General features: G+C 57.2%; 9 protein-coding genes. 5 read left to right on the top strand and 4 right to left on the bottom strand.

Going from position 1 to position 13,166, the window contains the following annotated elements:
- Window positions 1-7: 7 nt before the first annotated feature.
- The 4 genes from rarA to lrp form a co-directional block, all read right to left on the bottom strand.
- Window positions 8-1,351 (bottom strand): replication-associated recombination protein RarA, encoded by a 1,344-nt coding sequence (gene rarA / locus IM313_RS18645; protein ID WP_028012558.1) that lies wholly within the window; start codon window positions 1,349-1,351, stop codon window positions 8-10.
- A 9-nt stretch (window positions 1,352-1,360) separates the two neighbouring features.
- Window positions 1,361-1,975, bottom strand: coding sequence for an outer membrane lipoprotein chaperone LolA (gene lolA / locus IM313_RS18640; protein WP_028012557.1), 615 nt, complete (start codon window positions 1,973-1,975; stop codon window positions 1,361-1,363).
- Between the two features lie 127 nt (window positions 1,976-2,102).
- Complete coding sequence (locus tag IM313_RS18635; protein WP_192970857.1) at window positions 2,103-5,798, bottom strand: DNA translocase FtsK 4TM domain-containing protein; 3,696 nt, start codon at window positions 5,796-5,798, stop codon at window positions 2,103-2,105.
- A gap of 135 nt (window positions 5,799-5,933) precedes the next feature.
- Entirely contained in the window at window positions 5,934-6,428 is a 495-nt protein-coding gene (lrp, locus tag IM313_RS18630) for a leucine-responsive transcriptional regulator Lrp (protein ID WP_000228469.1), read from the bottom strand.
- Between the two features lie 544 nt (window positions 6,429-6,972).
- Between lrp and trxB the strand changes: the two genes are divergently transcribed.
- The 5 genes from trxB to infA all read left to right on the top strand — a co-directional run bounded on the left by trxB (window position 6,973) and on the right by infA (window position 12,796).
- Entirely contained in the window at window positions 6,973-7,941 is a 969-nt protein-coding gene (trxB, locus tag IM313_RS18625; protein WP_192970856.1) for a thioredoxin-disulfide reductase, read from the top strand.
- A 114-nt stretch (window positions 7,942-8,055) separates the two neighbouring features.
- Window positions 8,056-9,822 (top strand): cysteine/glutathione ABC transporter permease/ATP-binding protein CydD, encoded by a 1,767-nt coding sequence (gene cydD / locus IM313_RS18620; RefSeq protein WP_049136502.1) that lies wholly within the window; start codon window positions 8,056-8,058, stop codon window positions 9,820-9,822.
- Window positions 9,822-11,543, top strand: coding sequence for a cysteine/glutathione ABC transporter ATP-binding protein/permease CydC (gene cydC, locus IM313_RS18615; RefSeq protein WP_192970855.1), 1,722 nt, complete (start codon window positions 9,822-9,824; stop codon window positions 11,541-11,543). The genes cydD and cydC overlap by 1 nt, the downstream gene beginning before the upstream one ends.
- A gap of 45 nt (window positions 11,544-11,588) precedes the next feature.
- Complete coding sequence (gene aat / locus IM313_RS18610) at window positions 11,589-12,293, top strand: leucyl/phenylalanyl-tRNA--protein transferase (protein WP_041910636.1); 705 nt, start codon at window positions 11,589-11,591, stop codon at window positions 12,291-12,293.
- Between the two features lie 284 nt (window positions 12,294-12,577).
- On the top strand, window positions 12,578-12,796 hold the full coding sequence (gene infA, locus IM313_RS18605) for a translation initiation factor IF-1 (RefSeq protein WP_002211347.1): 219 nt from the start codon (window positions 12,578-12,580) through the stop codon (window positions 12,794-12,796).
- The last annotated feature ends 370 nt before the right edge of the window (window positions 12,797-13,166 follow it).

The raw sequence follows: 13,166 nt of genomic DNA, 5'->3' as shown, positions 1-13,166 counted from the left end.
GATTGAACTAACGGTAGCGTTTTATAGGGCTATTTTGATCCTGTCCGGCGAGCCAGGTGAGCTTTTCACCAATCTTGCCTTCAAGACCTCTGTTTGTGGGATGATAATAGCGCGTTTGTGCCATCTCCTGCGGGAAATATTCCTCCCCGGCGGCGTAGGCGTTAGGCTCATCATGGGCGTAGCGATACTCCTGCCCGTAACCCATCTCTTTCATCAGTTTGGTTGGCGCATTGCGCAGATGAACCGGCACATCGTAGTCCGGGCGCTCGCGCGCATCCGACATCGCCGCTTTGAACGCGGTATAGACCGCATTGCTTTTCGGCGCGCAGGCCAGATAGACAATTGCCTGCGCAATGGCGCGTTCGCCTTCCGCCGGGCCTACGCGGGTGAAGCAGTCCCAGGCTGAAAGCGCAACCTGCATGGCGCGCGGGTCGGCATTGCCAACATCTTCTGACGCAATCGCCAGACAGCGGCGCGCAACGTATAGCGGATCGCCACCTGCGGTAATGATACGTGCGTACCAGTAGAGCGCAGCATCCGGCGCGCTGCCGCGCACCGACTTATGCAGCGCCGAGATCAGGTCGTAGAAACGGTCGCCTTTATTATCGAAACGCGCGCTGCGCTCGCCGGCAATTTCCGTGAGCAGTTCAGGCTTCAATACGCGCTTGCCCGCATCGTCCACTTCTGCCATATCGGCCATCATTTCGAGCGTGTTCAGCGCGCGGCGCGCATCGCCGTTGACCAGCTCCGCAATCGCACGTCGCGTGTCGTCAGGCAGAACGATATCCTGCCCGCCGTAACCCCGCGCTTTGTCGTCCATTGCCTGGGTCAGAACCTTTTCGATATCTTCCGTGGTCAGGGATTTAAGCAGGTAGACGCGGGCGCGGGACAGCAGCGCCGAGTTGAGTTCAAACGACGGGTTTTCGGTAGTCGCGCCGATGAAGAAGATCGTCCCGTCCTCAATGTGCGGCAGGAAAGCATCCTGCTGGCTCTTGTTGAAGCGGTGGACTTCATCGACAAAGAGAATGGTGCGGCGTCCGGCATTGCGGTTCTGACGCGCGCGCTCGATCGCCTCGCGGATCTCCTTCACGCCAGACGTTACCGCCGAGATACGCTCAACGTCCGCGTTGGCATAGCGGGCGATCACTTCAGCGAGCGTGGTTTTTCCGGTGCCGGGCGGCCCCCAGAGGATCATGGAGTGCAGATGCCCCGCCTCAATAGCGCGCGGCAAGGGTTTCCCCGCAGCCAGCAGATGCTGCTGACCGATGTACTGCGCTAAATTTTCTGGCCGCATACGGGCGGCCAGAGGTTGAAACGCATTATCTGAAAAATCGAGCGACAGGTTGCTCACTCACGCCTCTTACTTATTGCGTTGGTCGTCCACCGTTACGCCCTGCGGCGGGGTAAAGGTGAATTTCGATGCGTCAACGGCGCCGTTTTGCTGAGACTTAAGCTGGTAGCTGCTGCGCTGATCGTCCTGCTCAACCGCGCCGAACTGATTAATGGTACCGTTGGTGCTTACGTTGATGGTGAACTGCTTCAGATTGCCGTTGCTGCCTTTCGGCGTCAGGACAAACTCATCACCGTTCTGTTTAATGTTGTACTGCTGCCAGTCGCTGGTCTGGTTGCGGGCGATCAGCATAAACGGCGTATTGCTGGTCGCGTCTTTCAGCCAGGTCGCAGTGGCCTGCTCAACAAACGGGTTGAAGAACCACAGGGTTTTACCGTCAGAAACCAGGATGCTCTCATCCGGCTGGGTCATGTGCCAGTTAAACAGATTGGGGCGTTTCACCCACAAATCACCCTGTCCTTCCTGCACCGCGTTGCCGCTGCCGTCCGTCACTTTTTGCGTGAAGCTGGCGTGGAAGCTGCTTACTTTATCCAGTCGGCTTTTAAGGTCGCTGGCTGCATCAGCCCAGACGCTGCTGGCTACAAAACTGGTGAGTAATGCACAGGCGATGGCGATTTTTTTCATTGTTATTCCTTAAAATACGTCTTCCCGAAATGGGGTTTCCGTTTCTATTCTGGACCTGCCCGAAGGCAGGCGACAGAAGAATATGCTTAATTTTTGCTGATTTACCCTTCTTTGCAATCGCTGAAGGTTAATCAAACGGCGGCGGAGCCAGCACCTCACGGTTACCGTTGTGCCCCTGCTCGCTCACAATGCCCTGCGCTTCCATCTGCTCGATGATGCGCGCCGCGCGGTTATAGCCGATGCGGAACTGACGCTGCACGCCAGAGATGGACGCTTTGCGTTTTTCAGTAACGAAATTAACCGCCTGGTCGAATAACGGATCCAGCTCTTCGCCGCCGTCAAAGCCACCACCGCCGCCTTCGCTTTCGCTGTCGGAGGTAATGCCGTCAACGTACTGCGGACGTCCGCGCGCCTTCCAGTCCTGCACCACGGCGTGTACTTCCTGGTCGCGAACAAACGCGCCGTGTACGCGCACTGGAGAGGTGGAGTTCGGGCCGGAGTACAGCATGTCACCCATTCCCAGCAGCGACTCAGCGCCGCCCTGGTCAAGAATGGTACGGGAGTCGATTTTGCTCGAAACGGTAAACGCAATACGGGTCGGAATATTCGCCTTAATCAGACCGGTGATAACGTCCACGGACGGACGCTGGGTCGCCAGCACCAGGTGAATACCTGCCGCACGCGCTTTCTGTGCCAGACGCGCGATCAGCTCTTCCACTTTCTTCCCGACGGTCATCATCAGGTCGGCGAATTCATCCACCAGCACGACGATATAAGGCAGTTTCTCCAGCACAGGATGCTGGGCATCCATGCTGTCACCCGGCTTCCAGTATGGGTCCGGAATCGGACGACCCATGCGCGCCGCCTCGGCGATCTTCTCGTTATAACCGGCCAGGTTACGCACGCCCAGCGCAGACATCAGCTTGTAGCGACGCTCCATTTCATTGACGCTCCAGCGCAGGGCGTTGGCGGCGTCCTTCATGTCGGTGACCACTTCCGTCAGCAGGTGCGGAATGCCTTCGTAGACCGACAGTTCGAGCATTTTCGGGTCGATCATGATGAAACGCACGTCTTCAGGCTGCGCTTTGTAGAGCATGCTCAGGATCATGGCGTTCACGCCGACCGATTTACCGGAACCGGTGGTACCCGCTACCAGCAGGTGAGGCATTTTCGCGAGGTCTGCCACCACCGGGTCGCCGGCGATATCTTTACCCAACACCACGGTCAGCGGAGATGGGTTATCGCGGAACTTGGTGTTATCCAGCACTTCACGCAGGTAAACGGTCTGACGTTTCTTGTTCGGCAGCTCAAGGCCAACGTACGGTTTACCCGGAATCACTTCCACCACACGTACCGCCACGGTCGACAGAGAACGCGCCAGGTCGCGGGAGAGGTTAGAAATACGCGCGGCTTTGACGCCCGGCGCCAGATTCAGCTCGAAACGGGTGATCACCGGGCCCGGCGAGTAGTTCACCACGTCCGCCTTAATGCGGAAGTCTGCCAGACGGGCTTCCACCAGACGGGCCATCTGCTCCAGGGCAAACGTATCAACCGGTTCGACTTCAGCCGGTGGCGGCGTCAACAAATCCAGCGAAGGCAGCGGCGTGCTCGGACGCTGCAGCGGACGGCTATCACCGTTACGCATCAGCAGCGGGTGAATCAGGCTCTCCTGCGGCTGCGGTGCTGGCTGCTGGTACTGCGGCGGCTGCTGTTGTGGCTGCTGCGGTTGCGCATACGGCTGCTGAACAGGTTGTTGCGGCTGCGCGTAAGTCTGTGCCTGCGGCGCTGGCTGCTGGCGCACAGGCTCTGCTTCAGGCATCACGCTCGGGGTGAACAGTGGCTCGCTCGGGCCATCATCCACCAGATCTTTCATCGGCGAAAACTCGAAATCCGATAATGAGAACGGGTTCGCACCAGCTGGCTGTTCACCTGAGTAACGCTGCTGCTGGGTTGCCGCAAACTGACGCGCTAATTCGGCTTCAGCCGCGTCATCTTCGTCTTCCAGCATCGGTTCATCATGCTGATAGTCTTCACCGTAGCGCTGATTCTGCTGCGCGGCGAACTGGCGCGCCAGCTCGTCCTGCTGAATTTCATCAGCATCATCTTCGTAGTCCGTCCCACGCGCTTTCTCTTCGGCCATCCGCTGGGAAGGCAGCTTGATCCCATAGGAGGCAAGCTCACGACGGGTTGGAACGCGGACGCGGTTAGGGCGAGGCAGTTGCGGACCAATTCCCTCTTTCACCTGCGGACGCGGCGCACCGCCCGTTGCCAGGCTAAAGACAGGTGCCGCCGCCGCTGCGGCTGCGGTAGCCTGCTTCACGCTTTCCGCTACGGGGGCAACAGCAGGCGTCGGGTCGACCGGTGGAACCGAAACCGACGGGGCTTTTGGCGCAGGTTCCTGCACCGGTTCAGGCACAGGCTGATACCATGCCGCCAGCTGTTCGCGCTCACGAGCACGGCGTTCTTCAACTTCTTCAAAATAGTACATTGGCGGACGAGACGGTTTCACCTCTTCCACCACCTCAGGTTCAGGCTGAGGCTCGACATAAGGCTGCACAGGTTCAACCGGTTCAGGCACGTGCTCCTGATAAGGCTGGGCCACAGGCTGCTCATAGTGCGGCTGTTCATACTCAGGTTGCGGCGGCTGATAAGGCTGCTGCCACTGCTCCTGCTGCACGGGGATATAGCTCTCTGGTTCCGGCGCGATAACAGGCTCCGGCGTGTGGACACCCGGCGCGGTCTGCCAGGCAACCTGAGGCTGCTGAATAGCGGATTCCGGAGGCGGAACCGGCGCGGATGGCATCACGGCTTCGACAGGCGCGGCATACGCCTGTGATGCTGTCGTTGCGGCTGCGGCCGCGGCAACCGGCGCGGTAACGGTATGGCCGTTAAGCAGCGGATCGTATTCATCGAAATCACCCGGCATCGCCCGGTTGCCGGAGAAAAGCACATCATCAGGATCGACTGCACTACCCGCTGCGCGGTACTCCACCTGCTCGTCTTCATCCATACGCTTACCGGAGAAGAGCGCCGCATCGGTTTTACGTCCAAGCGGGTTGGCAAATTTTTCAGCAACGCGCTGTCGACGCGCCAGGGCACCGCGCAGAATACGGGCACGACGAGATTCACGACGTTGCACCGGCGCATCGTCTTCCTCTTCGTACTCATCTTCATATTCTTCTTCATCGACCCACGTGTCGTCTCGGCGGGTACGGTTGCTCGCGAAGGTCAGGATCGTCAGAATAAAGCTGCCGATCTTCTCGGCAATGCTCACCCATGACCAGCCGGTAAACAGCGTCAGTCCGGCCGCCCAGATGCAGAGCAGCGCCAGCGTGCCGCCGCTGCTGTGAAGCATCGGCTGTAGCGCAGAGCTCAGCAGGCTGCCAATCACCCCACCGGAGGCGAAGTACCAGATATCATCGGCATTAATCGCCGCCAGCCCGCAGGAGGTGAGGATCAGCGCCAGGGCGCCAATCAGGCGCAGGGAAACCGCAAAATAGTCGATGTAATCATCGTTCTGACGATGACGCCATGCAAACCAGCATCCGCCAATGATTATGACGGGAATGGTGTAGGCCATCACACCGAAAATGAAAAAGAGCGTGTCCGCAAGCCAGGCTCCGGGTACGCCGCCTAAATTATGGATAGGCTCATGCCACGCGGTTTGCGACCAGCTGGGATCGGAGGGGTTGAAACTGAGTAAGGCTGCCATCAGCCAGACGGCAAAAAGGGCAATAACGATCAGCAAAGCCTCGAGGAGACGACGTCCGCTGCTTAGCTTCGATAGTGTGACTTCTTTGTCTTCAGTGTATTCCTGGCTCAAGAAAGGCTCTCCAGGTATCAGGCATATCCTGCCTGTTTGCTAAAACGGACAACAGCGCCGGGGCTCCCCGGCACTGTTGCTGTATGGATTAACAGGAGTGTAATCAAACTACGCTGATTTTGCACCTGTTCCGTGTTAGCGCGTCTTAATAACCAGACGATTGCTCTGTTTGACCTCTTCCATCACCACATAGGTACGGGTGTCGTTCACGCCTGGCAGACGCAGCAGGGTTTCCCCCAGCAGCTTACGGTAGGCGGACATATCAGGCACACGGGTTTTCAACAGGTAGTCGAAATCACCGGACACCAGATGACACTCTTGAATTTCTTCAAGTTTTTGTACAGCGGCGTTAAATTGCTCAAACACATCCGGCGCACCACGATTCAGAGTAATCTCAACAAATACCAGAAGTGAGGCATCCAGATAATGCGGGTTCAGCAGAGCCGTATAGCCCTGAATAAAACCCTGTCTTTCCAGTCGGCGCACACGCTCAAGGCACGGCGTCGGGGAAAGTCCCACACGTTTTGAAAGCTCGACGTTGGAAATACGCCCATCCTTTTGCAATTCATTAAGAATGTTACGATCGATACGGTCGAGATCTTTGCCAGGGCGCTTCTTGCTATCTACCATTATTATTGTCTCTCTGTATTCCTTCCCTACTCCTGCCTGGACCCTGTGCACATCACTGTTCAGAGCCTGTACCCGTTAGTCATCACATCGCCTGGTTATGTATTAGACGCGATGCGGATTCGGGTTCTGTTGGTAAGAAGACCGCTGCCCGAAGGCTGTCACCGACATCACGTATGGCGTCTGTCCACGCCATGCGTAGATTTCACTGACACGGTAAAAATGGCATTTACGTGCATGCCTATGCGGCATACGGTTAACGCGGTTTTTTTTCTTCCTTGAATGTTTTCGCAAATGCGCAGGGGATTGTCAAAGCAAAACATCGTTTTTTAGTACAAGATGCCGGATATTCATTACGGGGGGGTATTAATCCTCATTTTACTGCTTTATAAACGAGCGGTTTTCAGTAGAAAACGTGACGTAACGGCACTGGATTCATCGGGCGCAGCTATTACATATATCGAAAGCAAAATCCCAGTGCTCTTTTTTTACGGCAACAAATTCCCTACAATCCAGCCCATTGCCTGCCAACAACAATGGGGATCTCATGGGCACGACCAAACACAGTAAGTTGTTAATCCTTGGTTCTGGACCTGCGGGATATACCGCGGCGGTCTATGCTGCACGCGCAAACCTGCAGCCGGTTCTGATCACCGGCATGGAAAAAGGCGGTCAGTTGACCACCACCACGGAAGTGGAAAACTGGCCGGGCGACCCGAACGATCTGACCGGGCCGCTGCTGATGGAACGCATGCACGAGCATGCCGCCAAATTCGAAACCGAAATCCTGTTCGACCACATTAATAAAGTAGATTTGCAGAACCGTCCGTTCCGCCTGACGGGTGACAGCGGTGAATACACCTGCGATGCGCTAATCATTGCCACCGGCGCCTCTGCCCGCTATCTCGGCCTGCCGTCTGAAGAAGCGTTCAAAGGCCGCGGCGTCTCTGCCTGTGCGACCTGCGACGGTTTCTTCTACCGTAACCAGAAAGTCGCGGTTATCGGCGGCGGTAATACCGCGGTGGAAGAAGCGCTGTACCTGGCGAACATTGCCTCTGAAGTGCATCTGATCCACCGTCGTGACACCTTCCGCGCCGAGAAGATCCTTATTAAGCGCCTGATGGATAAAGTGGCGAGCGGCAACATCGTGCTGCACACCAACCGTACCCTGGAAGAAGTCACGGGCGATCAGATGGGCGTTGCGGGTCTGCGCATTCGTGATACCCAGAACACCGATAACGTCGAAACGCTGGAAGTGGCGGGCCTGTTTGTGGCAATCGGCCACAGCCCGAACACCGCGATCTTCCAAGGCCAGCTGGAGCTGGAAAACGGCTATATCAAAGTGCAGTCCGGCATTCACGGTAACGCGACCCAGACCAGCATCCCGGGCGTGTTCGCTGCCGGTGACGTGATGGACCATATTTATCGTCAGGCGATCACCTCTGCGGGCACCGGCTGTATGGCCGCGCTGGACGCTGAACGCTACCTCGATGGACTGGCTGAACAAGGTAAATAATCTTTACAAGTCAGTAACAAACGTAAATAAAGGCGGCCACAGGTCGCCTTTATTTTTGCTCGCGTGTAACATGCAGATGTCTAATTTCTTATAACGTCACCTGCAAAATACGCAATGGAAAAAACCCGTCAACAAGAGTTAACACGCTGGCTGAAACAGCAAAGCGTTATTTCCCGCCGCTGGCTTACGATCTCCCGTCTTCTGGGGTTCGTTAGCGGTCTGTTGATTGTTGCCCAGGCATGGCTGCTGGCCCGCATTCTTAATCACATGATCATGGAGAACATTCCCCGCGAAGCGCTCCTGCTGCCCTTTATCGTTCTGATCCTGGTTTTTGTCCTGCGCGCCTGGGTGGTGTGGCTGCGTGAACGTGTTGGCTTCCACGCCGGACAGCATATCCGCTACGAGATCCGTCGTCAGGTGCTCGACCGCCTGCAGGAAGCCGGGCCCGCGTGGATCCAGGGTAAACCGGCCGGAAGCTGGGCGACGCTGATCCTTGAGCAGATCGACGATATGCACGATTACTACGCGCGCTATCTTCCGCAGATGGCGCTGGCGGTTTTTGTGCCGCTGTTGATTGTTATTGCCATCTTCCCGGTTAACTGGGTGGCGGCGCTGATCCTGCTGGGGACCGCCCCGCTGATCCCGCTGTTTATGGCGATGGTCGGCATGGGGGCGGCTGATGCCAACCGCCGCAACTTCCTGGCTCTGGGCCGGCTGAGCGGACATTTTCTCGATCGTCTGCGCGGGATGGAAACCCTGCGTATTTTTGGTCGCGGTGAAGCGGAAACCGAGAACATTCGCCTGGCATCACAGGACTTCCGCCAGCGCACGATGGAAGTGTTACGTCTGGCGTTCCTCTCGTCCGGCGTGCTGGAATTCTTTACCTCGCTGTCGATTGCCCTCGTGGCGGTTTATTTCGGTTTCTCCTATCTCGGCGCGCTGGATTTCGGCCACTACGGCACGGCGGTGACCCTCTCTGCCGGTTTCCTCGCGCTCATCCTGGCTCCGGAGTTTTTCCAGCCGCTTCGCGACCTGGGGACCTTCTATCATGCCAAAGCGCAGGCCGTTGGCGCGGCCGACAGCCTGAAAACCTTCCTGGAGACGCCGCTGGCGCACCCGGAGCGCGGTGACGTGGCGCTGAACGCTAAAGAGCCGGTAACCGTCGAAGCGAGCGATTTCTGCATTCTCTCGCCGGAAGGAAAAGTGCTGGCTGGCCCGCTGAACTTTAGCCTGCCCGCCGGAAAACGCGTGGTGCTGGTCGGCACCAGCGGTTCAGGGAAGAGTTCTCTGCTGAATGCGTTATCCGGTTTTATGGCCTACACCGGTTCTCTGCGGATAAACAAAACTGAACTGCGTAATCTCGATCCCGACGCGTGGCGTAAGCAGCTCAGTTGGGTCGGACAAAACCCTCAGCTACCTGCTTCCACGCTGCGCGAAAACGTGCTCCTGGCACGCCCGGATGCTCGTGAAGATGAACTGCAGTCCGTTCTCGACCGCGCGTGGGTCAGTGAATTTCTGCCGCTGCTCCCGCAGGGTGTCGATACCGTGGTAGGCGATCAGTCTGCCGGGCTGTCTGTCGGCCAGGCACAGCGCGTGGCCGTCGCCCGTGCGCTGCTGAACCCGTGCCAGCTGATGCTGCTGGATGAGCCTGCTGCCAGCCTGGATTCACACAGCGAGCAGCGCGTCATGGCGGCCCTGAGCGCCGCTTCCCTGCAGCAAACCACCCTTATGGTTACCCATCAGCTGGAAGGCATTGCTGACTGGGATGAGATCTGGGTGATGGAAAACGGTCATATTGTTGAGCAAGGCAATTACGCCGCGCTTGTTGCCGCGCAGGGGCCGTTCGCCGCCCTGCTGGCGAACCGTCAGGAGGACATCTGATGCGTGCTCTGCTGCCTTATCTTGCGCTCTATAAACGCCACAAGTGGATGCTGACGCTGGGGATCGTGCTGGCGATTGTAACGCTGCTCGCCAGCATCGGCCTGCTCACGCTTTCCGGCTGGTTCCTGTCGGCCTCCGCCGTAGCCGGGTTCGCCGGATTATACAGCTTCAACTATATGCTGCCGGCGGCAGGCGTGCGGGGTACCGCCATTACCCGTACTGCCGGACGCTATTTCGAGCGGCTGGTCAGCCACGACGCGACGTTCCGCGTCCTGCAGCACCTGCGCATTTACACCTTCAGCAAACTGCTTCCCCTCTCCCCTGCCGGGCTGGCGCGTTTTCGCCAGGGCGAATTACTGAACCGTGTCGTTGCGGATGTCGACACGCTGGACCACCTTTACCTGCGGGTGATCTCCCCGATAGTGGGCGCGCTTGTGGTGATTGTGGTAGTTACGCTGGGGCTGTCCGTTCTGGATGTTCCCGTTGCGCTGACGCTGGGCGGGATCATGCTGCTGACGCTTATCATTCTGCCGCCGCTGTTTTATCGCGCCGGGAAATCCACCGGGGAAAACCTGACGCGGCTGCGCGGGGATTACCGCCAGCAGCTGACCTCCTGGCTTCAGGGCCAGGCGGAGCTGACCATTTTTGGTGCCAGCAAGCGCTACCGTGCCCGAATGGAAAGTACGGAGCTGAACTGGCATGAAGCCCAGCGCCGCCAGTCGGAACTGACGGCCTTCTCGCAGGCGCTGATGGTGTTAATCGGCGGCGTGGCGGTGATCGCCATGCTGTGGCTGGCATCCGGCGGGATTGGCGGTAATACCCAGCCAGGCCCTCTTATTGCACTCTTTGTTTTCTGCGCGCTGGCCGCATTTGAGGCTCTGGCCCCGGTGACGGGCGCTTTCCAGCATCTTGGACAGGTGATCGCCTCTGCCCTGCGCATCACCCAGATTGCCGAACAAAAGCCTGAAGTCACGTTCAGTGCCGGGCAAACCACCGTGCCTGAGCAGGTGGCGCTGACGCTTGATAACGTGACCTTCGCCTATGACAAACAGGCGCAGAACGCGCTGGAGGGTATCAACCTTTCCGTTAATGCAGGGCAGCGGATTGCGATCCTCGGCCGTACCGGCTGCGGTAAGTCGACGTTGCTGCAGCTGCTGACGCGCGCCTGGGATCCACAGCACGGTCAGATTCGTTTTAATAACACGTTGCTGACTGATTTCAGCGAGCAGGCCCTGCGCAAGACCGTGAGCGTTGTTCCACAGCGCGTGCATCTGTTTAGCGCCACCCTGCGCGATAACCTGCTGCTGGCCGCGCCAGAGGCTTCGGACGATGATCTTCGCGCCGTACTGGAGCAGGTCGGACTGCAAAAGCTGCTTGAGGACGAAGGACTGAACAGCTGGCTGGGAGAAGGCGGTCGTCAGCTTTCCGGCGGAGAGCTGCGCCGTCTGGCCATTGCGCGCGCGCTGCTGCATGATGCACCTCTGATGCTGCTCGACGAACCTACAGAAGGTCTTGATGCGACAACCGAGAGTCAAATCCTTGATTTACTGGCAAACGTTATGGCAGGAAAAACCGTCCTGATGGTGACGCACCGCCTGCGCGGGCTGGCAAGTTTTGATCGGATAATTGTGATGGACAACGGACACATTATTGAGCAAGGTAGTCACGCAGAGCTGTTGGCGAAACAGGGTCGCTACTACCAGTTCAAACAGCGTCTGTAGACTATATTTGTAGCGTCCTCACTCGCGTACTGGAGTTTTGCTGTCATGCGCCTGGTCCAGCTTTCTCGTCATAACATCGCGTTTCCTTCGCCGGAGGGAGCGCTGCGTGAGCCCAACGGGCTGCTGGCCCTTGGCGGTGACCTTAGCCCTGCGCGGCTATTAATGGCCTACCAGCGCGGCATCTTCCCGTGGTTTTCTCCCGGCGACCCGATTTTATGGTGGTCTCCCGACCCGCGCGCCGTGCTGTGGCCAGCGCAGTTCCATCTGAGCCGCAGCATGAAGCGTTTCCATGCTAAATCCCCATATCGCGTCACGCTGAATCACGCCTTTGGGCAGGTGATCGAAGGCTGTGCCGAAGATCGCCATGAAGGGACGTGGATCACCCGCGATATCGTCAACGCCTACCACCAGCTCCATGAGCTTGGCTACGCCCACTCCATTGAGGTTTGGGAAAAGGGGGAACTGGTTGGCGGCATGTACGGCGTGGCGCAAGGGACGCTGTTTTGCGGCGAATCGATGTTCTCCCGTGCGGTTAACGCCTCGAAAACCGCGCTGCTGGTCTTCTGCGAGGCCTTTGCCCAGCGCGGCGGACGCCTGATCGATTGTCAGGTGCTCAACGAGCACACGGCTTCTCTCGGTGCAGTTGACATCCCGCGACGACAGTATATTGAGCATCTTGACGCCTGCCGTCAGGAGAAGCTCCCGCGCGACTTCTGGATCCCCAGAACGCTCTTTATGCCCAATGCTTAAATGTTTTCCGCATATTTTTTGTGAGGGTGTTATAATTATGCCGCAGAGTAGCTTCTGCCTGTTGCCCCGCCGCCGTTTGGGACCCTCGCTTCAGATAACGTCCTGACGTTTATCCTGTTGTCTCCCCTTTACGAATGCGCTTCCTGTTCGGTTGTACCGTGACGCTTGGGCAATGCGCCGAAACTGTTTTGCTGCGTTTTAATCGCGCAATTCTTTACTTAATTGATGAATTTCGGCATTATCTTGCCGGTTCAAAACTTGGTAGTGATACCCCAGAGGATTAGATGGCCAAAGAAGACAATATTGAAATGCAGGGTACCGTACTTGATACGTTGCCTAATACCATGTTTCGCGTAGAGCTGGAAAACGGTCACGTGGTAACTGCGCACATCTCCGGTAAAATGCGCAAAAACTACATCCGCATTTTGACGGGCGACAAAGTGACTGTTGAACTGACCCCGTACGACCTGAGCAAAGGCCGCATTGTCTTCCGTAGTCGCTAATTTTTTCGCCTGTAATGGCAGATGAATATTAAATAAGGCCGGGATATTCCCGGCCTTATTTTTTAGTGGTGCTGTTGATTATTTGAACAATTATTTAGCCGTTCGTTCCAGCTTCAGGGCTGTCTGTTCGACGGTGCACGGTGCGACGACTGTTAGGCCTTATTTTCTATTTTGCTGAGCTGCGTGTGCGGCAGTGCACTACTCCCGGTACTGTCGGTTAATTCGATTGAATTTCTAAGCTGTCTGTACGGCAGTGCACATTAGCGAGGGCTGCCGCTTCTTCCAGATCGTCTTTCTAAGCTGCCTGTACGGCAATGCACCTCAATGTTGTTAATGGTTGGGTTGTTTTTTTCTTTCTAAGCTGCCTGTA

It is taken from the genome of Enterobacter cloacae complex sp. P2B (assembly GCF_014895985.1).
Classification (GTDB): domain Bacteria; phylum Pseudomonadota; class Gammaproteobacteria; order Enterobacterales; family Enterobacteriaceae; genus Enterobacter; species Enterobacter bugandensis.
Note: the sequence above shows the minus strand (reverse complement) of the source record. Positions and strands in the feature narration are given on the sequence as shown.

Bases quoted from the DNA above. Each gene is read 5' to 3' on its own strand.
- trxB (WP_192970856.1), top strand. From the start codon at position 6,973: ATGGGCACGACCAAACACAGTAAGTTGTTAATCCTTGGTTCTGGACCT.
- lrp (WP_000228469.1), bottom strand. From the start codon at position 6,428: ATGGTAGATAGCAAGAAGCGCCCTGGCAAAGATCTCGACCGTATCGAT.
- infA (WP_002211347.1), top strand. From the start codon at position 12,578: ATGGCCAAAGAAGACAATATTGAAATGCAGGGTACCGTACTTGATACG.
- cydD (WP_049136502.1), top strand. From the start codon at position 8,056: ATGGAAAAAACCCGTCAACAAGAGTTAACACGCTGGCTGAAACAGCAA.
- lolA (WP_028012557.1), bottom strand. From the start codon at position 1,975: ATGAAAAAAATCGCCATCGCCTGTGCATTACTCACCAGTTTTGTAGCC.
- aat (WP_041910636.1), top strand. From the start codon at position 11,589: ATGCGCCTGGTCCAGCTTTCTCGTCATAACATCGCGTTTCCTTCGCCG.
- cydC (WP_192970855.1), top strand. From the start codon at position 9,822: ATGCGTGCTCTGCTGCCTTATCTTGCGCTCTATAAACGCCACAAGTGG.